The sequence below is a fragment of the Vibrio sp. STUT-A16 genome (assembly GCF_026000495.1).
GTDB classification, from domain to species: Bacteria; Pseudomonadota; Gammaproteobacteria; order Enterobacterales; family Vibrionaceae; genus Vibrio; species Vibrio diabolicus.
The window spans coordinates 2,201,212-2,224,424 of sequence record NZ_AP026765.1; the positions used below are offsets into that span (position 1 = coordinate 2,201,212).

20 protein-coding genes are annotated in these 23,213 nt (G+C 45.1%); 15 read left to right on the top strand and 5 right to left on the bottom strand.

All coding sequences use genetic code 11. The features are described from left to right. The first annotated feature begins 717 nt into the window (after nt 1-717). Together ushA and OO778_RS10520 are read left to right on the top strand one after the other, a co-directional pair. The gene (ushA, locus tag OO778_RS10515) at nt 718-2,406 is read left to right on the top strand and encodes a bifunctional UDP-sugar hydrolase/5'-nucleotidase UshA (RefSeq protein WP_041852973.1); all 1,689 of its coding nucleotides are present in this window, start codon (nt 718-720) and stop codon (nt 2,404-2,406) included. 414 nt (nt 2,407-2,820) lie between these two features. Then, complete coding sequence (locus OO778_RS10520; RefSeq protein ID WP_005393249.1) at nt 2,821-3,042, top strand: hypothetical protein; 222 nt, start codon at nt 2,821-2,823, stop codon at nt 3,040-3,042. A gap of 98 nt (nt 3,043-3,140) precedes the next feature. Here OO778_RS10520 and OO778_RS10525 read toward each other — a convergent pair whose 3' ends face one another. Next, nucleotides 3,141-3,389: a DUF1289 domain-containing protein gene (locus OO778_RS10525; RefSeq protein ID WP_012841935.1), complete on the bottom strand. Its 249-nt coding sequence runs from the start codon at nt 3,387-3,389 to the stop codon at nt 3,141-3,143. A gap of 210 nt (nt 3,390-3,599) precedes the next feature. Between OO778_RS10525 and OO778_RS10530 the strand changes: the two genes are divergently transcribed. The 9 genes from OO778_RS10530 to OO778_RS10570 all read left to right on the top strand — a co-directional run bounded on the left by OO778_RS10530 (nt 3,600) and on the right by OO778_RS10570 (nt 13,928). Beyond that, nucleotides 3,600-4,046 (top strand): META domain-containing protein, encoded by a 447-nt coding sequence (locus OO778_RS10530; protein ID WP_005393252.1) that lies wholly within the window; start codon nt 3,600-3,602, stop codon nt 4,044-4,046. A 466-nt stretch (nt 4,047-4,512) separates the two neighbouring features. After that, nucleotides 4,513-5,673, top strand: a complete 1,161-nt coding sequence (locus tag OO778_RS10535; RefSeq protein WP_074191134.1) for an ABC transporter substrate-binding protein — start codon at nt 4,513-4,515, stop codon at nt 5,671-5,673. 9 nt (nt 5,674-5,682) lie between these two features. Then, entirely contained in the window at nt 5,683-7,392 is a 1,710-nt protein-coding gene (locus OO778_RS10540; protein WP_258652835.1) for an ABC transporter permease, read from the top strand. Further along, a complete protein-coding gene (locus OO778_RS10545; RefSeq protein WP_074191132.1) occupies nt 7,358-8,005 on the top strand; it encodes an ATP-binding cassette domain-containing protein in 648 nt (215 codons plus the stop codon). Before OO778_RS10540 ends, OO778_RS10545 begins: the two co-directional genes overlap by 35 nt. Next, nucleotides 7,998-8,609, top strand: a complete 612-nt coding sequence (locus OO778_RS10550; protein WP_074191131.1) for a CDP-alcohol phosphatidyltransferase family protein — start codon at nt 7,998-8,000, stop codon at nt 8,607-8,609. Before OO778_RS10545 ends, OO778_RS10550 begins: the two co-directional genes overlap by 8 nt. Nucleotides 8,610-8,733: 124 nt before the next feature. Then, nucleotides 8,734-9,213 (top strand): glycine zipper 2TM domain-containing protein, encoded by a 480-nt coding sequence (locus OO778_RS10555; protein WP_012841939.1) that lies wholly within the window; start codon nt 8,734-8,736, stop codon nt 9,211-9,213. 212 nt (nt 9,214-9,425) lie between these two features. Continuing rightward, nucleotides 9,426-10,955, top strand: coding sequence for a nitric oxide reductase transcriptional regulator NorR (gene norR, locus OO778_RS10560; protein WP_005486909.1), 1,530 nt, complete (start codon nt 9,426-9,428; stop codon nt 10,953-10,955). A 174-nt stretch (nt 10,956-11,129) separates the two neighbouring features. Next, on the top strand, nt 11,130-12,791 hold the full coding sequence (gene hcp / locus OO778_RS10565) for a hydroxylamine reductase (protein WP_074191130.1): 1,662 nt from the start codon (nt 11,130-11,132) through the stop codon (nt 12,789-12,791). An 81-nt stretch (nt 12,792-12,872) separates the two neighbouring features. Then, nucleotides 12,873-13,928: a hybrid-cluster NAD(P)-dependent oxidoreductase gene (locus tag OO778_RS10570; protein WP_074191129.1), complete on the top strand. Its 1,056-nt coding sequence runs from the start codon at nt 12,873-12,875 to the stop codon at nt 13,926-13,928. A 213-nt stretch (nt 13,929-14,141) separates the two neighbouring features. Here the strand turns inward: OO778_RS10570 and OO778_RS10575 are convergent, their stop codons facing one another. The 3 genes from OO778_RS10575 to OO778_RS10585 form a co-directional block, all read right to left on the bottom strand. Next, nucleotides 14,142-15,083: a class I SAM-dependent methyltransferase gene (locus OO778_RS10575; protein ID WP_074191128.1), complete on the bottom strand. Its 942-nt coding sequence runs from the start codon at nt 15,081-15,083 to the stop codon at nt 14,142-14,144. A 31-nt stretch (nt 15,084-15,114) separates the two neighbouring features. Further along, nucleotides 15,115-15,807: a TIGR01621 family pseudouridine synthase gene (locus tag OO778_RS10580; protein WP_005393273.1), complete on the bottom strand. Its 693-nt coding sequence runs from the start codon at nt 15,805-15,807 to the stop codon at nt 15,115-15,117. 82 nt (nt 15,808-15,889) lie between these two features. Next, nucleotides 15,890-17,260: a sodium-dependent transporter gene (locus tag OO778_RS10585; RefSeq protein ID WP_043884644.1), complete on the bottom strand. Its 1,371-nt coding sequence runs from the start codon at nt 17,258-17,260 to the stop codon at nt 15,890-15,892. Between the two features lie 430 nt (nt 17,261-17,690). Between OO778_RS10585 and cls the strand changes: the two genes are divergently transcribed. The 4 genes from cls (at nt 17,691) to OO778_RS10605 (ending at nt 22,619) form a co-directional block, all read left to right on the top strand. Beyond that, complete coding sequence (cls, locus tag OO778_RS10590; RefSeq protein WP_005378105.1) at nt 17,691-19,145, top strand: cardiolipin synthase; 1,455 nt, start codon at nt 17,691-17,693, stop codon at nt 19,143-19,145. Nucleotides 19,146-19,386: 241 nt separating this feature from the next. After that, nucleotides 19,387-20,592 carry a cystathionine beta-lyase gene (locus OO778_RS10595; protein WP_264909745.1) on the top strand — a complete coding sequence of 402 codons (1,206 nt, stop codon included), beginning with the start codon at nt 19,387-19,389 and terminating at the stop codon, nt 20,590-20,592. 224 nt (nt 20,593-20,816) lie between these two features. Next, nucleotides 20,817-21,746: a triacylglycerol lipase gene (locus OO778_RS10600; RefSeq protein WP_104974253.1), complete on the top strand. Its 930-nt coding sequence runs from the start codon at nt 20,817-20,819 to the stop codon at nt 21,744-21,746. 12 nt (nt 21,747-21,758) lie between these two features. After that, a complete protein-coding gene (locus tag OO778_RS10605) occupies nt 21,759-22,619 on the top strand; it encodes a lipase secretion chaperone (RefSeq protein ID WP_264909747.1) in 861 nt (286 codons plus the stop codon). A gap of 25 nt (nt 22,620-22,644) precedes the next feature. Here the strand turns inward: OO778_RS10605 and OO778_RS10610 are convergent, their stop codons facing one another. Continuing rightward, the gene (locus tag OO778_RS10610) at nt 22,645-23,211 is read right to left on the bottom strand and encodes a DNA-3-methyladenine glycosylase I (RefSeq protein ID WP_053807226.1); all 567 of its coding nucleotides are present in this window, start codon (nt 23,209-23,211) and stop codon (nt 22,645-22,647) included. Nucleotides 23,212-23,213 lie beyond the last annotated feature (2 nt).

Below are 23,213 nucleotides of genomic sequence, written 5' to 3' on the forward strand. Positions count from 1 at the left end.
ATTCTTTCAACCCTACTCTTTAAATCGAAGCTCAAAGCGAGCAGCCACAGATGCAACGCTTTACATTACTCTATTTCATTTTCATTAATTCAATGATAGTGCACATCGTAATATCCGAAGAAAACGCCTCGTTATTTACGTTTCACTTTCGCTCATTAGATTGAATCTATTTGTTTTAACATCCGGGTATCGAAAGCGGGATAAACACGGTAAGGTATCGAATAAGAATAAATAAACGATATCTAAGGCATAAGATTTCTAAACGGTCGCAATTATAGTACAGAGAGAAATACCCTTTCTGGTTGTATTAAACAGAGTAAGCCAAGATCAAACGAGTTTGGGTTTTACAGTGATCATTTTATATACAAAACATTTCCCTCATCATCAGAGCGAAAATTTATAACGATTTGTGTCATAGCTGCTAAGAAAAACATGAACTTGGCAAAATAATCACCAAAATCAGCGCTATACTTCGCAAAAATGCGCATTGATTCACACAAACCACATTCATTCAATTGGCCACTTCACAAAATAACCCCCTCCCTCTAATTTCAATATACTAAAAACTATTTCTGTTTAATTGGAGACGTAGTTTGCAGGCTTATTAATTCATTTCTCCGATAGAAGTATAAATAAGAGATAGATCACTAAAGTTTCACATTAATTCCGTATATTTCACGCCGTAACAATAACAAAATCACAAAGAAAGGATCCCTTATGAAGTTTTCCAAATCTCTTTTGGTAATGGCAGTGGGCGCTGCGCTAGCAGGATGCGGCTCAGACAGCGATAATTCTCCAGTAACCTGTGAGACTGCAGATTCTTGTACTAAGTTCACCGTTCTCCACACTAACGATAACCACGGTCGCTTTTGGCATAACAGCGACGGCGAATATGGCATGGCTGCGCGTCACACTTTAATCGAATCTATTCGCGCAGAAGTCGAAGCAAAAGGCGGTGAAACCATTCTGCTGTCTGGCGGTGATATTAATACCGGCGTACCAGAATCAGACATGCAAGATGCGGTTCCAGACTTCGTGGGGATGAACCTACTTGGTTACGATGCAATGGCTGTCGGTAACCACGAGTTTGATAACTCACTAGATATTCTCGATATGCAAGCTGAGCTAGCTGACTTCCCTATGCTGGCTGCGAATATCTATAAGAAAGATACCAATGAGCGTTACTTCGACCCTTACAAAGTATTTACTATCAACGGCCTTAAGATCGCTGTAATTGGTCTAACCACCCAGGACACGGCGAAGCTAGTCAATCCAGACAACGTATCAAACATCCACTTCGAAGACCCTCAAGTTGAAATCAAAAAAGTACTTAAGGAAATCGAAGAAAACGAAAAAGTAGATCTAGTATTTGCAACGACGCACATGGGTCACTACCAAGATGGTAATAATGGTAGTGAAGCACCAGGGGACGTGAAGCTCGCTCGCTCTCTTGAAGAGGGACAACTAGACGCTATCATCGGTGGTCACTCACAAAACCCAGTGTGTATGGAGCCAGGTACCAATGAGTATGCTGATTTCAAACCTGGTGATGATTGCGCGCCAGACCAACAAAAAGGCACTTGGATTATGCAAGCGCATGAGTGGGGTAAATATGTGGGTCGTGCGGACTTCGAATATTACGACGGCAAGCTTCACTTAGCGAACTACGCACTGATTCCTGTAAACCTTTTGGACGACAACGATGAAGTGATCGGTGAGCGCATTCAACAAGATGCGACGGTAAAAGCGTTACTACTGCCATACCAACAGCAAGGTCAAGAGTTATTAGATGAGAAGATTTCTAATACGACGGGTAAGTTAGAAGGTGATCGTAACGTAGTTCGCTCTCAACAAACTAACCTAGGTCATCTACTGGGCGAAGCATACCGTACTTACAAAACGGTAGGTGCTGACTTTGGTGTGATGAACTCTGGCGGTGTGCGTGATTCAATCCAAGATGGTGATATCACTTACCGTGATGTACTTACAGTCCAGCCGTTCGGTAACTTCGTGACTAAAGCAACTATGACAGGTAAAGAAGTTAAAGAATACCTAGATGTGGTTGCGACGAAATCTGCAGGCTCTGGTGCTTACGCTCAACTAGATAACATCACTTTAGATGTAAATTGTGATGCTGGCTCAGTAACCATTACCGACATTAACAATAAAGGCTTCGATCTAGACGCAACGTACACATTCTCTGTAATCAGCTTCAGTGCTGCTGGTGGCGATAACTATCCAATCATCGATGTTCAATCTACCCAGCTAACCGATGCATACGTTTTACGTGAGTTCTTCGTAAATAACCCACAGATCTCAGCGGATAGCTACAACAAGAACTTAGAAAACATCAAGTACTTCAGTAACGGTCAAGCTGTGAAAGGTTGCCCGGCAACTAATAGCTAAAAACACCTTACACTCTGACGTGAAGAGCTTTTAGAAGTTGTTCCGTCAGAGCCTCCCTAAAAACCGAAGCGTGACGCTTCGGTTTTTTTATTTTCGTTAAAGTGCTGAAAATTATCGCCCTTCATAAAGTGTTCAAAAATTATTCATTTGTGTTGTTGACGCCCATGTGCTGGGCTTCTATGTTTGATAAGGTCTTTCGAAAATACAGATTCATCAACTAACTTTTCGCTATGAAGTTTCGTAGCTTAGTGGATGATTCTAGGAAAGATGTGAATGGCGTTACAAACACTGCTCTCAAACAATTTGTCTTTTTGACCTAAAACGAAGGTGATTCGCCGCCAAGCGTTCACCAATGAGCAGCGATCTGGACGTCAATATGTTCAAACTGCTGCCATCGAGTTCAGGAGGTCAAAAATGAAACGAGCCAGCAATAGCTACAGACTTCAAATGATCAAAGAAGTGGTTACCCGTAGAGAGCGCGAAGCTTGCACGGACCCTATGGCGAGATACATTCATCAGCTGATGGATGAACGCCCGACAAGTAAATTAGATGTTGAATTCAATCATCGATTTTCAGGAAGCCACTTTGACGAACATGCTGGGGGATGGGTCAGTGACCGTTGGTCAATGAAGTAGCGCTAATTTAACGAGTATGCCTTACACGCACCGCATAGTAAGAGCTAATACAGTCCCGGCTCATCATTGATTATTGCCGAGCCGGGATAATTCGAAATTTAAAAGAGATCTTGCTGTGGTGATAATTCTTCTTGAGACTCTTCTGCCTTGCCCTTCCCTGCCAATACCTTTCTTCTATAGCGCTGACGGCATAGCTTAATTACATGCAACTGTTGAGCAGGGGTATATGTGAGCCAGTTAAATCGCTCTTCTCTTTTACGCATACATCCTTTGCAATACCCTTTTTCGTCCACACTACAAATACCAACGCAAGGGTTTGGGACGGTAAAAAACTCTAGTTGCTCCATGCTCTAACCGTTTTTTGCTCGCTGTGCTGTAATGATATTATAACGACTTCAATATAAGCTCCCAACAGTGCTATACATCTTGCACCTTGAAGCCGTTTGAGTATATAAACTGGACTCTGTCACAGTAATACGAAACTATTACCTTATGCTGACAAAAACAGTGTTTTATTACCTATACTTACCACGTTTTCTAAAAACGGAGTCTATAAAATGAAGCTTAGCCTAAAAACGTTAGTTACAGCAATCTCTCTTCCTGTTCTTATGACTGCATGTGCTAGCAACGGTGACAATGTGAAAGAAATTACGGCTCAAGATTTACAGCACCATAATTGGGAGCTGGTTCAGATTGATGGTAAAAACATCGAATTAAAAGAACGTCAGCAAGCGCCTCGCTTAGAAATCGGAGAAAATCTGACTGCAAATGGTAACGCGGGGTGTAACAACTTCTTTGGTCAAGCTGAACTAAAAAACAATCAACTACGCATCGAAAAAATGGGAATGACCATGAAGATGTGTATGGATGACCAAATGAAAATTGAGCAAGCGATGTCTGAAACTCTTACTGAATGGAGTGATATAACGCTAACCAAAGAAGGGCTAATGCTTAAAAATGACGATCACGAACTAACGTTTCAGTTGCGTGATTGGGTAAACTAAGTCCCATTTCATATTCTAAGAGCAGCCATAAAATGGCTGCTTTTTTTATGCCTCCTAATCCATATCAAAGCAGGCAGGATGTCTGTTTCGCACGTTTCGGTTAGCAAAATCGTTTAAAACGACAAACTCTTTCCCTCTTTACGCCCTCAACGCCACGTCTACGACGCGGGTTCAGTCTTCCAAATCAACATATCGAAGTTGCTTGAGGACAATAATTTTCAATTACTTGAAAGAATATCGTCAAACAAGCGGTCCGCTCTTGTATACCTAAAACGACACCAGAATTGTCCTTTCTTCGTTTTGCTTCACATTGAGAATAATTCTTTGAATCAATGAGTGATTCCGTTTGGGATTGGCATTGATAATAGAGAGAGATGGATTACTATCCTTGTAACAAAGCGGAGCGACTTGTTTAGACGTCAATAACATCGGAAACGAGAATAAAAAGACATAACACGGAATAGATATGAAAAAGCTACTCAGTACCGTTGGCATTTTAGCCACCACTTTCGCGACATCTTCTTTTACCAACTCATCGGTTGCTAGTGAATGGCAAAAAATCGAACAACAAGCCGACGGACAATCCGTCTACTTTCATGCTTGGGGCGGAAGCCAAGAAATTAATCGCTACATCCAGTGGGCGAGTAGAGAGCTAAAATCGCGTTATAACGTGACGCTAAACCACGTTAAAGTCACCGATATTTCTGAGACCACCACTCGACTTATCGCAGAAAAAGCCGCAGGTAAAAACAGCGGTGGCAGTGTTGATATGGTTTGGATCAATGGCGAAAACTTCAAATCAATGAAGGATAACCAATTGCTGTTTGGTCCTTTTGTTGAAGGTTTGCCAAGCTGGCAATACGTCGATAAATCATTGCCAATTGATGTGGATTTTTCAGAGCCGACTGAAGGTCTGGAAGCACCTTGGGGTGTGGGGCAATTAGTGTTTATCCATGATGAGCAAACCCTGCATAACCCTCCTCGATCATTTGCTGAAATGCTGAGTTACGCAAAGGCGTTTCCAAATCGCCTAACTTACCCTCGCCCACCAGAGTTTCATGGCACAAGCTTTATTAAAGCATTACTCATTGAACTGTCTAACAACGCCCCTGCTCTGCAACAACCAGTTACCGATGACACGTTTGAACAAGTTACTCAACCGCTATGGGCTTACCTAGATGAGTTCCATAAAGTCGCTTGGCGCGGTGGTAAACAGTTTCCAGGCGGTACAGCAGAAACCCTTCAACTACTGGATGATGGTCAGACTGACCTGGCAATTACCTTTAACCCGAACGCGGTTTTCTCTGCGCAGTCGAGCGGTAATCTTGCAGAAAGTACCAAAGCGTATGCGATGGACGCAGGTGCACTCTCAAACATTCACTTCTTAGCGATTCCTTGGAACGCAAATGCCAGTGCTGGTGCGCAAGTTGCGATAAACTTTTTATTGAGCCCTGAAGCACAATCTCGCAAAGGTAACCTTAACATCTGGGGCGATCCTTCAGTGCTAAGCAGCCAATACCTAACAGGTTCGGCTAAACATACTCAACAATTCAAATCTATCGCTGAGCCGCATCCAAGTTGGCAATCTGCCTTAGAAAAAGAATGGTTGAAACGCTACGGGAATTAATAAGAGCCCATGTTAAGAGCGCTATATTTAGTCATTATCGCAGTTTGTATTTTACCTACCATTCCGGGACTACTCGGAGTGGTGGTCTCTGCGCTCGGTTATGTGCCTCCTATCGGCTTGCACCACTTTTCTTTAGATGGCTTTAACGCTGTTTTTGATTGGGAGGGTGTTTGGACATCCATCGGGCTGACTTTCTACTCCGCCATTTTCAGTAGCTACTTGGCTTGCTTGATCACATTTGCGATTTTGCAAGCATCGTGGGGCAGCAAGTTTTGGCGAAAAATTGAAGTAAGCCTCTCGCCACTTCTTGCCATGCCGCACGTAGCGTTTGCGATTGGCTTTGCGTTCTTGTTTGCCCCAACTGGTATGGGCGTTAGGGTTCTCAACCAACTGTTTGGTTACGATCCCAATGCGCAAACGGTGAATGACTTAGCATTGCTGATTAAAGATCCGCATGCACTCGGTTTGATCATCATGCTTGCGATTAAAGAAGTGCCGTTTTTATTGTTGATGAGTATTCCAATTCTTCAGCAATTGAAAGTCGATAAGATTGAAAAAGTCAGTCACTCAATGGGCTACAGTTCGGCGCAAGCGTGGTGGAAATGCGTGTTCCCACAGTGGATAGCAAAACTGCGCTTTCCAATGCTGGCGGTATTGGCTTACAGCTTGTCGGTTGTCGATGTTGCATTGATTATTGGCCCTACCAACCCACCAACATTTGCGGTTTTAGTGTGGCAGTGGTTTAACGACCCTGATTTATCGCTACTACCAAGAGCTGCCGCAGGCGCGGTAGTGTTGTTTGCGATCGCTAGCCTTGTGATTGGATTTGCACGCTTAATGGAATGGTGTATTACCAAAGGCTTCAAACGCTGGCAGTACTCTGGTCGAAACGGGTTTCGTTTACCCGGTAAGACCCTGTTTTCACTGATTGCGCTACTCGCACTTCTAATGATTCCACTCATGGTGGTATGGAGCTTTGCTCAACGCTGGCGCTTTCCAGATTTACTACCGAGCCGCTATAGCCTGCGTTTTTGGGAATACGAATGGCACAGCATTCTTGGCACGCTGGAACAGAGCATGCTGATTGCTGTTATCAGCGCGACCGTCGCTCTAGTCCTTGCCTTGATCGCACACGAGTATCGCCTTCGTTATCGCTGGCAGGTGCCCGGTTACATTATCGCCATCCCAATGCTGATTCCTCAGCTATCGGTGCTATTCGGTATGCAAGTAGTGACACTGTATTTTAACAGTAACGCGTATTTCTTTTGGGTATGCTGGGCGCATGTGTTCTTCGCATTCCCATTTATTTACCTCTCGCTAGACGGCCCGTGGCGCAGCTTCGACAACGGCTTAACTCGCGTCGCACTCAGCTTGGGTAAATCACCGATGCAAGCTTGGTTAAAAGTGAAACTGCCAATCCTCCTACCTGCAATTACATTCGCATGGGCGGTCGGTATTAGCGTAAGTCTGGCGCAATACCTACCGACACTGGTGCTAGGGGCTGGGCGCATTAGCACCATCACCACCGAAGCCGTTGCGCTATCCAGTGGTTTTGACCGACGTGTCACCGCGATTTATGCCATTTGGCAAGCACTCTTGCCGTTCTTGTTCTTCTCTTTTGCGATACTACTAAGCCGCTTACACGTGAAGTATCGCCGCTTGTCTATAAAAGGTTTACTACTGAATGAGTCTTTGTCTCGAAAACCTCGCCATCCGTAAAACCAATGGCGACACGCTTTTCTCAGCGTTCAACATGACCGTAGAGAAAGGTGAAATTGTTACTCTGATGGGACCAAGCGGTTGTGGTAAATCCACTTTGTTGGATGCCATTGCTGGACACCTCTCCACCGAGTTCAACTACTCTGGCTCCATTACGCTTGATAACGAAAAGTTGGATGCCCTCCCTGCACATAAGCGGCAGGTTGGTATTCTGTTCCAAGAAGATTTGCTCTTCCCTCACTTAACGGTGTGGGAGAACCTTGCATTCGCGCTACCAAACTCAATCAAAGGTGAGGAGCGTAAAGCACACGCCATGCAAGCACTTAAGAACATTGCATTGACCAAACTTGCCGAATCCTTCCCAGATCAAATCTCCGGAGGACAACGCGCCCGTATCTCATTGACTCGTATGCTGCTGGCAAAGCCGAAAGTTGCGCTACTTGATGAACCCTATAGCAAGTTGGATAAAGACCTGCGTGTACAATTTCGCAACTGGGTGGTCAAACAATTACAGCAAGCGAACATCCCTACTTTGATGGTAACGCACGATGAGGATGATATTCCTGATGGCAGCCGCTGCCTAAACTGGCCATGGGAGACAAACCATGCTTGATAGCCTGAGTATAAAGCTCATCCGCAAACCGCTGGCCATCAGTGCGACATACCTCGATAAATGTGGCATCACCGCAAATCAGACGACAGTATTTGGTTTTGTGCTTGGCTGCTTTGCCCTACCGGCTTTGATCGCCGAACAGTACTTGTTGGCGTTGCTGTTTATTTTGCTGAACAGAATCTGTGATGGATTAGACGGCGCACTGGCGAGAATTCAAGGCATTACCGATGCGGGTGGTTTTCTCGATATCAGCTTGGATTTTCTGTTCTATTCCCTGATTCCTTTTGGTTTTGTGTTGGCAAATCCAGAACAAAATGCCATTGCAGGGGCATTTTTGATTTTTTCCTTTGTCGGGACGGGAAGCAGCTTTTTGGCTTTTGCCATCATGGCAGGCAAACAAAGCATCGATAATCCAGTGTATAAACACAAATCTCTCTACTACATGAGCGGTTTAACCGAAGGTACTGAAACCATTGGTTGTTTGGTGCTATTTTGTTTGTTACCGCAACACTTTGCCGTCATTGCTTATATCTTTGGTGCAGCATGTTGGTTTACCACATTCACACGTATTTACTCTGGGTTTCATACGCTTAAAGGCCATTAAACCACTGAGAAGTTCACGTTTCCTTGAGAGAACAGCCGCTAAGCACCTGTTTTATATAACACTAAAGCATATATTAAATTGGGGTATATACTCTTTGGATGGAGAGAAATCATTCGGAGGCTATATGAAAAAATACGTCAAGCTAGGTATGCTGCTCATCATGTCTTGTATTGTTATGCTTAGCGGCTGTACCTCACCTAACCCGTACGGAGATGCATACGGCTCTTCAGACACGCGCAAAGTTCAGCAGGTTTACTACGGAACGATTGAAAAAGTTGAACCAGTAACCATTGATGCCTCTACCCAATCCAACGCCATAGGCACAATCGCTGGTGCCGCCGTGGGTGGCATATTAGGCTCAAAAGTCGGGGGCGGCTCTGGCTCGGATATCGCAGCTATTGGTGGTGGTCTGCTGGGTGGTTATGCCGGCAGTAAAGCCGCTGAAGCAACCGCGAAACGAAATGGTGTGAATCTGACCATTCGCTTAGAGGATGGAAAAATAATCTCTGTCGTTCAAGAAGCAAACCCAAACATGATTTTTCAGCCAGGCCAAGCGGTTCAAATCAACATGTCTGGTAATGACGCAAGGGTTGTACCTCGCTAATTTGAACACGATGACTCCGTTCCATTGGTCTGCTGTTTTGTTTCAAAGAGCTTAATCCGCGCAAGCGTACATTGCTTACTTATCGGCTTGCGCGATTCTATTTGTATCAAGTTTGATCGTCGTCAATGGAACATCAATCTCCCACACCTTTCGATGTTCAAATGACATCAAGTTGCTAGCATGAGCCCATTCCAGATAACTTTGGGCTTGTTATGACTCCGACTGTTGACCACGTACTCCTTAATATCGCGCTAAACCTCAGCTCTAATCGCTCTCACGAACAGCAATATCAAAACCTCATTGATGGGGTCGCGCAAGTATTCCCATGTGATGCTAGTTGCCTGTTTATCTTCGATGAGGATGGGTTTCTGACTCCTGTCGCGGTAAAAGGCTTATCCAGCTCGGTCTTAGGTCGTCGCTATTTCCCCAAAGCGCATCCACGCTTAGATGCCATTATTCATAGCCGCGAACCGGTGCGTTTCGATGCCGATTGTTCACTGCCTGATCCTTTTGACGGCACACTATTAACCGAAGACCAGTGCATTGATGTTCACGATTGCATGGGCTTTAGCTTGTATGTAGAAGGCCAACTTGTTGGCGCACTAACTATGGATGCTCTAACGGTGGGCGCGTTTGATGACATTGACCCTGTCGCTATCGAAACCTTTGCGGCTTTGACCGCTGCGACATTGCGTAACATTGCTCAATTAAAAGCACTCAAAGCGCAAAACCAGAAGCAAAAAAGCGTCACTCAAACCCTTATCCAGCAAGCCCGTTCTCAACATGGCGAAATGGTGGGTTTGAGTCCGCAGATTAACCAGTTACGAAACAACATTGCGACCGTTGCTCAATCAGATTACGCGGTACTTATCACAGGAGAGACCGGTACTGGTAAAGAACTGGTCGCGCACTCGGTACACGCGCAATCTCATCGTAGCGATAAGCCGATGATTTACGTCAACTGTGCGGCCCTGCCTGAAGGTCTGGCTGAGAGTGAACTGTTTGGCCATGTCAAAGGCGCATTTACAGGTGCTAATAGCCACCGTGCCGGTAAGTTTGAACTGGCAGACGGTGGAACGATTTTCCTTGATGAAGTGGGCGAACTGCCTTTGATTTTGCAAGCAAAATTGCTGCGCGTAATTCAGCAAGGCGAGCTGCAACGTGTGGGTAGCGATCAGCATTTGATGGTCAATGTGCGCATCATCGCCGCGACCAATCGACAATTAGAAAAAGAGGTCGAAGCTGGCACATTTCGAGCAGACCTATTCCACCGTTTAAATGTATTCCCAATCCAAGTCCCCCCACTTCGTGCCCGTGACGGGGATATTCCCGTTTTAGCAGGATATCTGTTAGAAAAGGTACGCCAACAATTTAATGCGCCCAATCTGCACGTTCACCCTAAAGTGTTGACTCAACTGGAGTCTTTACCTTGGTACGGAAACGTACGCGAGCTCGAACACACTTTAACTCGCGCGGCTTTACACGCTATTCAACAAGGTGCAAGCACGATCATGCTTAACCATTTTGACACCTCACTGGCTCTCGATGATGTAAAAAACACATCGCATTATCTGCCTAAAGAAAGCCAACCAATGCGAGAGCTAATAGAAAGCTATCAACGTGATTTAATTGAACATGCTTTGAGCCAAACTGGTGGCGTTTGGGCAAAAGCAGCGGAGTTTTTACAAATGGATCGCGGGAACTTATATCGGATGGGTAAAAAGCTCGGGATCAATAAATAACCAACCACAAGAAGCCGATGTAATTAAGACATCAAGCCCGTTGTCTTAATTACATCAACCACTCTCCTAAATCTGATAAAATTCAATACAAATCAACAAGATAAAAACTGGCACACATTCTGCTCTCTAGTGCTCAACATCACGACTATTAAAATAATCACTGGAGAACCCAATATGTTCTGTATTCAATGTGAACAGACAATTCAAACCCCTGCTGTTAAAGGTTGTTCTTTTGCACAAGGCATGTGTGGCAAAACTTCTGAAGTATCAGACCTACAAGACGTGTTGGTTTACACACTGCAAGGGGTTTCTTTTTGGGCATCAAAAGCACTTGAATTCAATATCATTAACGATGAAATCAACCAATGGGCACCAAAAGCATTTTTCTCTACATTGACGAACGTAAACTTCGACCCTGAACGCATCTTAGAGTTAACTTCTCAAGCTGCAACGTACAAAGCATTGCTAAAAGAACAAGTGATGTCTGCCGCCACGCTCGCCGATACCGAAGTTGCTGACATTCCTGCGGTTGCTCACTTTGAGCTACCAAACAGCGCAGAAGCAATCTTAACTTTTGCTCCGCAAGTCGCGGTTAACCGTGGTAAAGACCAAGTACATGAAGATGTTATTGGCCTACGCCTACTTTGCCTATACGGACTTAAAGGTGCAGCCGCGTACATGGAGCACGCACACGTTCTTGAGCAAACCAACAACGATATCTATGCCGAATACCATGAAATCATGGCGTGGTTGGGCACAGATCCTGAAGATCTTGGCGAACTACTTGATTGCTCAATGCGCATTGGCTTGATGAACTACAAAGTGATGGAAATGCTCGACCAAGGCGAAACAACGACCTTCGGCCATCCAGAACCAACCACGGTGAACGTCAAACCAGTAAAAGGCAAATGTATTCTTGTCTCTGGCCATGATTTGCATGACCTAGAAAAAATCCTGCAACAGACCGAAGGCAAAGGCATCAACGTTTACACCAACGGTGAAATGCTGCCTGCACACGGCTACCCAGAGCTGAAGAAATACCCTCATCTTGTCGGTAACTACGGCAGCGCATGGCAAAACCAGCAGAAAGAATTCGCAAACTTCCCTGGCGCAATCGTAATGACGTCAAACTGTTTGTTGAATCCAAATGTGGGTCAATACGCAGACCGTCTATTCACCCGCAGTATTGTTGGCTGGCCTGGAGTGGCTCACATCGAAGGCGATGATTTTAGCCAAGTGATTGAATGTGCTCTAGCGCAAGACGGTTTCCAACACGATGAAATCGAACACCACATCACGGTTGGTTTTGGTCGCAATGCACTGATGAACGCCGCCCCTGCGGTTATCGACCAAGTGAAGCAAGGCAACATCAAACACTTCTTCCTAGTCGGCGGTTGTGATGGTGATAAAGCGGAACGCAGCTACTACACCGATTTTACGGCTGAAGCACCAGAAGACACGCTAATCCTGACGTTGGCGTGTGGTAAGTTCCGCTTCAACAAGAATACGTTCGGCGATATCAACGGTATCCCTCGCCTATTGGATGTGGGCCAATGTAACGATGCTTACTCTGCAATCCAGCTTGCACTTGCACTGGCGAAAGAGTTTGACTGTGACATCAATGAACTGCCACTCACGCTTGTGCTTTCTTGGTTCGAGCAAAAAGCGATCGTTATCTTGCTAACGCTATTTGCATTGGGCGTGAAAGGCATTTACACAGGCCCTACTGCACCGGCATTCCTAACGCCAAACCTAATCGCCATCATCCAAGAGAAGTTCGATATGCGCAGTATTGGCAATGTTCAGGATGATCTAAAAGCCATCCTAGCAGCCTAATAAACCTGCTTGTTACGCGCCTCCTTACGTGGAGGCGCTATCTATTTCGAACTAAAAATAGCCACAACCAAAGAGATTGTTATGTTTTTTGAATGGCAAGGTAACCAACCCGTCACACTCCGTTGCATCGACAAATACTTCGAAACACACGACACCGTCAGCATCAAATTGGCCGAACTAACCGAATCACTTCTGTTTCAGTTTAAACCTGGCCAGTTTATTAACTTGGGCGTCGAAATTGATGGAAAAATGGAGTTTCGTGCCTATTCAATCAGCTCGATCAATGAAGACGATCACCTTCAACTCACCATCAAACGAGTATCTGGCGGTAAAGTATCGAACTATATCGTTGACTCGCTGCTGCTCGGAGATACCGTTCAAGCATTACCACCAGCGGGCGAATTTAACTGCATTGACCACCCACCCGTTTTACGTGATGGCGAAACAAAAGCTTTGCTTATCAGTGCAGGTTGCGGCGTCACGCCCGTATTTTCGATAGCAAAACACTGGCTGAGTAATCACGATGAAAACGACAACGATGTGGACATCGCATTTCTTCATATCGCGCGCAGCCCAGAAGAGACGATTTACTACGATCAGCTAGAAACGTTCGACGCTGTGTATCCAAACTTCCATTTAAAGTTGTTGCTGAAAAACCGCGAAGGAACGTCACACCCACAAGGTCGTTTGAATGCCGACTGGCTTAAAGAGCTTGTTCCTGATTTCAAACAGCGCACCGTTTACCTGTGTGGTCCAAGCCAGTTTATGCAAGATGTTCACGGCTATTTGAATGACCTTGGTTTTGACATGACGAACTTCTACCAAGAGAGTTTTACGCCAGCGACTGGCGAAGAAACATCGGTCTCCGATGAAGTTGTTCGTGTTTCTGTTCCTGACTTTGCTCAAACTATCGATGCGCAAAAAGGTCAAGTATTGGCCGATGTGCTCGAAGGCGCAGGTTTACCATTAATCGTCGCTTGTCGAAGCGGCATTTGTGGCTCGTGCAAATGCAAGGTTCGTCAAGGCAACGTCTCTTCCACCAGCATAGAAACATTAACGCCAGAAGAAATTGAACAAGGCTATGTACTCGCCTGCTCATCAACCATCGAAGCGGATCTTGAAGTGCAGATCGGTTAATGCTGCTGGTATCGATCTTTTATTGTTTCCCGTCATTCCGACGAGCCTAGGCGAGATCAGAAACCTAATATCAGCGTGTTAGGAATAACTCATTCTGATAATAGACTCTGAATCACACTCGCGTCTCGCTATTCAGATTGACGGGGTATCGCGGAGATGCCAGCCGTACTCAAACGGCTGGTATTATAGATAGGTACAACTTTCGTTTCGTCGTCATTGCTTCTGGCTAAACAGCAACACTTTCAATGCTGCTTCGCTGTCTACGTCCATAAACTCTGGTGGGTTATCCAGACGCTCACGGAATGTCAACTCTGGCGCTTCTTCTTTCATGCTTTCAATCAAGAAGTCGCTTGTCACAGATGGCGAGTTCACACATGCCATCACTTGACCGCCTTCTGCCAACAAATCCGGCAATCGACGCAGAATCTTTTTGTAATCTTTAGTCAGCGCAAAGCTGCCTTTCTGGAATGAAGGCGGATCGATGATAATCAAGTCATACTGACCAGATTTTTTAATCTTACCCCACGATTTAAAGATATCGTGCCCCATAAAGCTTACCTGGTTGATGTTATGACCATTTAGCTTGTGGTTCTCACGACCTTTAGACAGCGACGCTTTTGCCATGTCGACGTTAACCACTTTATCTGCACCACCCGCAATGGCAGCGACAGAAAAGCCACACGTGTAAGCAAACAAGTTAAGCACGTTTTTATGCTTCGCATTTTCGCGAACCCAATCACGACCGTAGCGCATGTCCAAAAACAGACCGAAGTTTTGGTTGCGGCCAATATCCAATTGGTATTTCAAACCGCTTTCTTCAACGACTGGGCGAGCGTCTAATTCACCGACAAGCACTTCTGAAGGCGCACCATCGGCATAACGGTGCTGAAGAACCATAGTGCGGCCTTGCTTATTTGCCCACAGTTGTGATTGTGCCAACGCATTGAGGCCGCTTTTCAGCTCAGCGAGAAACGCGTCGTCGACTTCTTTAAACAAGTTGATAATCAACTGACCTTGTAACCAATCACAGGTGATTTGCTCTAAGCCCTCAAAACGGCGGCCACGACCATGAAACAGTCGACGAATTTCATTCGGAGCTTGCGCGAGCTCGGTTTCTAGATGCTGAAAGAACAGCGGAAGTTGTGATGCTTGCATCGAGTTCTCTTATTAGTTTTCTTTGTGACGGTTATTTGATCGTAGGCCAGTTCAGTTCCCAAGGGGAAAGCCAAGTATCCAAACCCTGAGAGACGATTTCACTGTGCCATTTGCTACCTAGCACTTGGTATTCTCGTGGATCGCAAACAAAGCGATATTGCTCATCTCGGTATTGGAAGCAAAGTGAAAATGCATGCAGATAACCGCGATCAGCCTCATTGCCTGCATTGTAAATAGGGTCACCAACAATACCTGAGCCAACCGATTTTAATGCCACGCGGATTTGATGCGTTTTACCAGTGTGCGGCTTACATAAAAATAGGCGTTCTCCGGGCTCTGCCGCAAGAGAGAAAAACTGGGTAACGGCTGGGTTATTTTTGTTGTTGACCAGCTTCCATGATGAACGGCGCGAACGCTCCATATCACCAACGACCAAACCTTGTTTCTTTTTCGGCTTTTTAGAGCCAATCGCCAGATAGAACTTTTCCACTTGGCGGTCAGCAAAGGCTTGCGATAACGCACTGGCCGCTTTGGCGTTGCGTCCGAGGAGCAGAATACCCGATGTCATTTTATCCAAGCGATGGATAAGATAGAGCTGCTCATCACCACTCTGCTTAGCCACTTCTTGCAGCAGCATTGTGTCGCCATCGTCTTTATGAACAGAGACGTTGGGATGCTTATTGATGATCAGAAAATCGGGATGGGTATGTAGAATATCGAACATAAAAAAACTGGCTCCACGTTTGGAGCCAGCAGTATACATAAGTTATCGGACAAAGCTATCGAGGCTTGCCCCAAGGCCTGAGCTAGAGCTTTCTAGAGAAAATACCAGCAAGACCAATGATTGCGATACCCAGCAGCATGATTTCACCTTTGCCACTGTCAAAGCCCGACTTAATCCCCATGAAGGCAACAATAGCAATCGCAACAGGAATCAGGTATTTAACTAGGTTGTACCACAATCCAAATAGCGGGAAGGATACTTCGCCGTCATTAGTGATCTCTTTTTCTAGCTCAGCACGGCTTAGGCGCCATCCTGCAAAGATACAAACCAACATACCACCAACCGCTAGGAAGATTTTGTCCGTTAGCAAGTCGAAGATATCAAAGGCACCGGTACCAAACAGCGTTGGTCCCATTCCACCTAACGATAGTGACGCAAAAATACATAATGCCGCCATAACTGCACTTGCAGACAGAACAGCGTTAGAGCGCTTCATGCCTTTCTCATCGATTAGGTAAGACACGACAACTTCCAATAGTGATACTGAAGAAGTTAATGCCGCCACCGTCAAGCCGATGAAAAATAGCAACGCGAATAGCAACCCAATCACACCGCCCATTTCAGCAAATAGTTGAGGAACGACAACGAATACAAGACCAGGGCCTGCTGCAGGCTCCATGCCAAAGGCAAACATAGCTGGGAACATAGCAACACCAGCAAGAATCGCGACACCTGTATCCATCGCAGTAACCATACCGGTTGTTTGAACTAGGTTCTCTTTCTTCTTCAGGTAAGAACCGTACGTCATCATACAACCCATACCTAAGCTAAGTGAGAAGAACGCTTGCCCTAGTGCAGCAAGAACCACGTTGCTGTCGACTTTAGAAAAGTCCGGCATGAATAAGAACTCAAGGCCAGCCATTGCACCTGGCAGCATTAAGCCCTTAACAGAAACAACGATTAGGATTAAGAACAGAAGCGGCATCAGAACCTTACCGGCTTTCTCAATACCACCCGAGATCCCTTTCATCACAATCATGACGTTAAGGAACAGGTAAACACCCATCCACATGAGAGGCTGAATCGGATCTGAGATGAAACCGCCAAAGCTGTCGCCAATTGCTTCTGGCGCGCTGAGTAGACCACCGCCCACTTTAAAGATGTAGGCCAATGCCCAACCACCAACCACTGGGTAGAAGCCCATGATCAAAAGACCACTGAAGACTCCCATAACGCCAGTGAACGTCCAGCGTCGGTCAGTTGTTTTGAATGCACCTACGGCAGAAAGACCTGTCTTACGACCAATAGCGAACTCTGTCAGCATCACGCTAAAGCCGATAAAAATTACAAAGATAAGATAGATAGCAACGAATGCACCGCCGCCACTCTCACCCGCTGTGTAAGGGAATTTCCATATATTGCCTAAACCGACAGCGGAACCCGCTGCTGCCATTACGAAGCCTAGTTTAGACCCCCACGTATCACGTGGTGCTGCTGTATTAGTTGTAGCCACGCTTTTTCTCCAAAATTAGTTTGTTGTGTATGCATAGAGATAGGCGTCTAAAAAGTTTATGTAAAAATTATTGTACACTTATAAAATAAGCGTCCGACGCACTATGTCTAGAAAGTAAAGCAGCTCCCCTTTAAAATTGGAACCCCAAAAAAGTACATTTATCGCACAAGTGTCGAGTTACGCAGGTTAAATGCTGCTTTTTTGTTCAAAAGTTAAAGAATGGCCTTATTTTTCACATTAAAATAACAGAATCAGCTGTTATGAAATTCGTTCCTCATATAAGGTCAATCCCACGTCTAAATGGGAAATCTATTCCCCCAACCCACTTTTATGCTTAATATCCTAGAAGGGCATATTACTCTGAGCGTATATGGACAAGTTTTATCACTTTCTTACTTTAGCTGGCATCGGGCTATATTGGTTACTGGTCGCAGGTGTGACCATTCGTGTCGTTTTAAAGCGCCGTGCAGTGAGCGTGTCTTTAGCTTGGCTAATGATCATTTATATCCTTCCCGTTCTGGGTGTCGCGTGTTATTTCCTCTTCGGTGAACTGAACTTAGGCAGAAAACGGGCCGAACGCGCAAAAGAGATGTTTACACCATTCGAGAAGTGGTTCAGTCAGTTGAACGACTGTAACGCGCACAACCCAGAAACGATGGGAAGGCACATCTACCGAATTGATGAACTTTGTAACAACCGCCTTGGTCTTCCCGCATTGAGCGGTAATACATTGTCGCTGCAACAGTCACCTAATGAGATTTTGCATTCCATTATTGAAGACATCGAAAACGCGCAGAGCAGTATTCGAATGGTATTCTACATTTGGCATCCAGGTGGTTTGGCTGACTCTGTCGCTTCTGCACTTATCCAAGCGGCTAAACGCGGCGTAGATGTCAAACTATTGCTCGATTCAGCAGGTAGTCCACGTTTTTTCAGAAGTCCTTGGTATCGAATGATGCAGGATGCTGGAATTGAAGTTATTCAAGCGCTAGAAGTGAAGATGTGGCGTATTTTCTTACGTCGTCTTGATCTTCGCCAACATCGCAAGATCATCGTAATTGATGATGAAATTGCTTATACAGGTTCAATGAACTTGGTTGACCCGGCTTACTTCAAGCAAAACAGTGGCGTCGGGCATTGGGTGGACATCATGGTTCGCATTACGGGACCAACGGTAAACGTATTGAGTGCTATCCACTGTTGGGATTGGGAAGTCGAAACTGGCGAACGTCATTTACCGAGACTACCTGAATGCAAGATCGATGAGAGTGAATTCCAACACCCTATTCAGGTTGTGCCTTCTGGCCCTGGTATGCCGGAATATCTGATCTATCAAGTATTAACATTGGCAATCAACCAAGCCAATCGCTCAGTACGAATCACAACGCCATATTTCGTGCCCAATGCTGATTTACTTGAAACGTTAAAGATGACAGCACAACGAGGCATTGATGTTGAACTGATCATTCCACATAAAAATGACTCAATGATGGTGCAATGGGCGTCACGCGCTTTTTATAGTGAGCTTTTGAGTGCAGGAGTCAAAATCTATGAGTTTTACGGTGGTTTGCTGCATACGAAATCCGTCGTAATTGACGACCAATTCTGTTTAGTTGGCACCGTAAACATGGATATGCGCAGCTTGTGGCTGAACTTCGAAGTTACCCTCGCCGTTGACGACGAAGAGTTCACGAAGCAAATGTCTTGGTTACAAGATAGCTATATTAAGCAATCTCACACTGTTGTATTGGAAGAATGGGAGAAAAGAAGCCTATTTTCTCGATTCTTAGAGCGAGTGTTCTATCTCTTCAATCCACTCCTCTAATACCTCAAATACACCCACTAAAAAAACCTCCAGCGCTTCAAACATCTTGCTGGAGGTTTGTTCTACTTACGTTTTCCACCTTAGCGATACACTCTAAGACTACAACTCAACCTTTCAGCTTTGACGCCTTCACTCGATAATCTCGGCTATTATTGGGTGATAGTTGACTTTTCCCTTGCAAACGTTATGTCGTCCATGTTTTAAATAATCAAAATCGTAATATTTAAGACAGGGAACTTTTATGTCAGAGGGCAAAAAAACCAAGCTCATTACCGCTGGCCGCGATAAAAAGTGGACAAACGGTGTTGTAAACCCACCCGTTCAACGCGCTTCAACTGTGGTATTCAATACCGTTGCAGAAAAGAACCAAGCCACCATTAATCGTGCAAACAAAACGTTGTTTTATGGTCGCCGAGGCACCAACACACACTTTGCTTTCCAAGACGCAATGGTTGAGATTGAAGGTGGAGCTGGTTGCGCGCTTTACCCTTGTGGAACGGCAGCAATTTCAAACGCCATCCTCTCTTTCGTTGAAACTGGCGATCACATTCTAATGGTGGACACTTGTTACGAACCAACTCGTGATTTTTGTAATACCATCATGAAGAAAATGGGCATCGAAACTACCTATTATGATCCGATGATTGGAGAAGGTATTCGTGATTTGATTCAACCAAATACCAAAGTCCTTTTCCTAGAATCTCCGGGGTCAGTCACAATGGAGGTGCAGGACGTACCAACATTGGCGCGCATTGCTCACGAGCACGATATTATTGTGATGCTTGATAACACATGGGGAGCTGGCGTGAACTTCTCACCATTTGAACATGGTGTCGATATTTCCATTCAAGCCGCCACCAAATACATAGTTGGTCACTCTGATGTAATGTTAGGTACAGCCGTAGCTTCCGAAAAATACTGGCCCCAACTGCGTGAACAAAGCTACTTGATGGGTCAGTGCGTTTCTCCTGACGACGCATACCTAGGCCTTCGTGGTATTCGCACGCTGGATGTTCGCCTAAGACAACACGCAGAAAGTAGCTTGAAAGTCGCCAAGTGGCTAGCTTCTCGTCCGGAAGTTGATCATGTCCGCCACCCAGCATTGGAATCGTGCCCTGGCCATGAGTTTTTCAAACGTGACTTCACTGGTGGAAACGGCTTGTTTTCATTTGTTCTCAAAACGTCTTATCCAAAAGCGACGACGGCTCTGCTTGACGGTATGAAACACTTCAGTATGGGTTATTCTTGGGGCGGGTATGAAAGCCTCATTCTAGCTAACGAACCAAAGAGCTTTAACAGCTTGAGAACCGTAGCGCACCCACACTTTGAGGGCACTTTAGTTCGTATTCATATTGGCTTAGAAGACGTGGATGACTTGATCGCCGATCTAGAGGCTTGTTTTGCGCGTTATAATGCCTTAATGCTTGAAAAAGAAGCCTCCCTATAACAATGATTGAATCGCCCTGCATTGCGGGGCGTTTTTATAACTCCCTGACTTAATTAGAATTAACTAACATTCACCCGAACCATTAATTAATGTTAATCATTTGTGTTGTTTTTCAATTGAGCAGTCACAGAATGAAATAATGTGCCACAAATAGGCTTTCCAAATTTAGAGTTTCTCTCCTACTTTTTATCATTCATAAGAGGTCATACCACAAGGAGATAGTTTTGAAACTCAAATTTATAGCGCTAATGCTTTTTACCTTAATTACCGTCCCAATAACCTCCGTATACGCTGCAACAGGTTATACCCAAACCAAGTATCCGATTGTTCTGGTTCACGGTTTGTTTGGTTTTGATACCCTGGCAGGCGTTGATTACTTTTTCGGAATACCACATTCCTTAACAAAAGATGGCGCTACGGTTTATGTTGCACAGGTATCCGCGACCAATAGCAGCGAAGTTCGAGGGGAGCAACTGCTTGCTCAAGTCGAAACCTTACTTGCAGCAACAGGAGCAGAGAAAGTCAATCTCATTGGTCACAGTCATGGTGGTCCAACAACGCGCTATGTTGCCTCTGTCCGTCCTGACCTAGTCGCATCAGTTACGAGTATAGGTGGCGTTAATAAAGGGTCTAAAGTGGCAGATTTAGTTCGTGGCACCGTATCTGAGGGTTCGGGTAGTGAGCAGCTCGCGGTAAAACTGGCGCAAGGTTTAACTACTCTTATTAATCTTCTATCAGGTGGTTCTGATCTCGACCAAGACCCTTTAGCCTCATTAGCAGCATTAACCACGGAAGGATCATTAGCGTTTAACCAACACTACCCGGAGGGAGTCCCTACCAGTGAATGTGGTAATGGTGACTTGCTGGCTTCAAATGGCGTTTATTACTACTCATGGACCGGATCATCCACTTTTACAAACGTTTTCGATCCGACCGACGCTGCCATGATGGTACTTGGCTTAGCCTTTGATGGGCCGAATGATGGCTTAGTTGGTGCGTGCAGCACACATTTGGGCAAAGTCATACGTGATGATTATCAAATGAACCATTTGGATGAAATTAACGGCCTACTCGGTATTCATCATCTTTTTGAAACCGATCCAGTCACGCTTTATCGCCAACATGCAAATCGTCTCAAACTTCAAGGTTTATAAGAGGTCATCACAATGAAGAAAGTCGCTCTCACCACTTTTATCCTGCTCTCGATATTTGGCGTGGGAGCGCTTTCTCTGTTGCAAAGCGACAAACAACAAGAGATAACCTCTAACCATTCGCCATCTCAGCAAGATATAGCCGCCGATGTCTCTTCCCCAAAAGACTTCTTCGAATATTCTCTTAGCCGGCTGGGCGAAGAAGATCTCGATACGATCAAAGCGGAAGTCAATGATGACACTTTAGCAAAACAAACACTGAATATTGATGCCAAACTTTTTCAGACCTACCTTTCCTACAAGCAAGCGATCTCTGCATTGGAGCCTTTTGAGCATAACCAACTAACGCTTGAACAGCTAACCAAGCTGAATGAAGCGATACTGAATTTACAACTTCAATACTTTAGCGAGGTCCAGATAGCTCAATTGTTTGACGAAGAAAACCGACTTCGCCAACTTGCATTGGAAAAGCTGACGATTAAAAAACAGGCATCGGATATCGAGAGTCAGACACACCTTCTCAATCAAGCGTTATCAGAACAACCAGATTATATCCGAGAAAGTGAACGCAATAACGCATTAGCGGAGCAACTCGAGCAAGCTTCTCAGCTTGATTCACAAGATAAGTACATCGCCCGTGTTGCACTGGTGGGAGACGCTGGAGCGCAAAGGCTGCAAAAGCTTGATGAGCAAAGAGCATCATTTGAGACTCAACTCGCCACTTACTTAAAACAGCGTCAAGAGATTCTGAATAGGGATTTTCTAGGGCAAAACGAAAAACAGGCAGAAATCATTGCTTTAAGAAAGCAAAGCTTCGATGCCACTCAATGGCGTCGAATCGAAGCTTTGGAACGTATTCATGATAGCCAGAACTAACAACATAAACTTAATAAGCCAAACGTTACTTATTCTGCTTTTTAGGACATCCAACGATATGGTCATCCACCATGCCAACGGCTTGCATGAAAGCATAACAGATGGTTTCACCGACAAACTTGAAGCCTTTCTTTTTTAGGAATTTACTCATGGCTTTGGATTGCTCTGTCGAAGCTGGCACGTCACTCATATGTTGCCATTGATTAATGATTGGTTCGCCGTCCACGAACTGCCACAACGCGTCTGATAAACTTCCGTATTCAGCAATTAACGCTTTGGCCGCTTTGGCATTACTGAAAACCGAGTTAATCTTTCCGCGATGTCTCACAACATCGAAGTTTTCCACGATGTATTCAGCGCGTTCTTCATTTCTTTGTTCCAAAGCATCTAGGTCGTAGTTCTCGAACGCTTCCCTATACCCTTCGCGCTTTTTAAGAATGGTGATCCAACTAAGCCCAGCTTGCGCACCTTCCAACGTAATAAATTCAAACAGGACTTGGTCGTCATATACTGGCACGCCCCATTCGGAATCATGATATTCGCGCTCTAATGGGTGATTCATCGCCCACGCACACGTTTTTTGTTCTGTCATTA

What these genes read in the sequence shown, in the direction of transcription:
- OO778_RS10530 (WP_005393252.1), top strand. Translation starts at nt 3,600, where the DNA reads ATGAAGCTTAGCCTAAAAACGTTAGTTACAGCAATCTCTCTTCCTGTT.
- OO778_RS10585 (WP_043884644.1), bottom strand. Translation starts at nt 17,260, where the DNA reads ATGGCAGCAGCGGGTTCCGCTGTCGGTTTAGGCAATATATGGAAATTC.
- OO778_RS10580 (WP_005393273.1), bottom strand. Translation starts at nt 15,807, where the DNA reads ATGTTCGATATTCTACATACCCATCCCGATTTTCTGATCATCAATAAG.
- OO778_RS10575 (WP_074191128.1), bottom strand. Translation starts at nt 15,083, where the DNA reads ATGCAAGCATCACAACTTCCGCTGTTCTTTCAGCATCTAGAAACCGAG.
- OO778_RS10610 (WP_053807226.1), bottom strand. Translation starts at nt 23,211, where the DNA reads ATGACAGAACAAAAAACGTGTGCGTGGGCGATGAATCACCCATTAGAG.
- OO778_RS10555 (WP_012841939.1), top strand. Translation starts at nt 8,734, where the DNA reads ATGAAAAAATACGTCAAGCTAGGTATGCTGCTCATCATGTCTTGTATT.
- hcp (WP_074191130.1), top strand. Translation starts at nt 11,130, where the DNA reads ATGTTCTGTATTCAATGTGAACAGACAATTCAAACCCCTGCTGTTAAA.
- OO778_RS10550 (WP_074191131.1), top strand. Translation starts at nt 7,998, where the DNA reads ATGCTTGATAGCCTGAGTATAAAGCTCATCCGCAAACCGCTGGCCATC.
- OO778_RS10605 (WP_264909747.1), top strand. Translation starts at nt 21,759, where the DNA reads ATGAAGAAAGTCGCTCTCACCACTTTTATCCTGCTCTCGATATTTGGC.
- norR (WP_005486909.1), top strand. Translation starts at nt 9,426, where the DNA reads ATGACTCCGACTGTTGACCACGTACTCCTTAATATCGCGCTAAACCTC.
- OO778_RS10525 (WP_012841935.1), bottom strand. Translation starts at nt 3,389, where the DNA reads ATGGAGCAACTAGAGTTTTTTACCGTCCCAAACCCTTGCGTTGGTATT.
- OO778_RS10595 (WP_264909745.1), top strand. Translation starts at nt 19,387, where the DNA reads ATGTCAGAGGGCAAAAAAACCAAGCTCATTACCGCTGGCCGCGATAAA.
- OO778_RS10540 (WP_258652835.1), top strand. Translation starts at nt 5,683, where the DNA reads ATGTTAAGAGCGCTATATTTAGTCATTATCGCAGTTTGTATTTTACCT.
- OO778_RS10545 (WP_074191132.1), top strand. Translation starts at nt 7,358, where the DNA reads ATGAGTCTTTGTCTCGAAAACCTCGCCATCCGTAAAACCAATGGCGAC.
- cls (WP_005378105.1), top strand. Translation starts at nt 17,691, where the DNA reads ATGGACAAGTTTTATCACTTTCTTACTTTAGCTGGCATCGGGCTATAT.
- OO778_RS10570 (WP_074191129.1), top strand. Translation starts at nt 12,873, where the DNA reads ATGTTTTTTGAATGGCAAGGTAACCAACCCGTCACACTCCGTTGCATC.
- OO778_RS10535 (WP_074191134.1), top strand. Translation starts at nt 4,513, where the DNA reads ATGAAAAAGCTACTCAGTACCGTTGGCATTTTAGCCACCACTTTCGCG.
- ushA (WP_041852973.1), top strand. Translation starts at nt 718, where the DNA reads ATGAAGTTTTCCAAATCTCTTTTGGTAATGGCAGTGGGCGCTGCGCTA.
- OO778_RS10520 (WP_005393249.1), top strand. Translation starts at nt 2,821, where the DNA reads ATGAAACGAGCCAGCAATAGCTACAGACTTCAAATGATCAAAGAAGTG.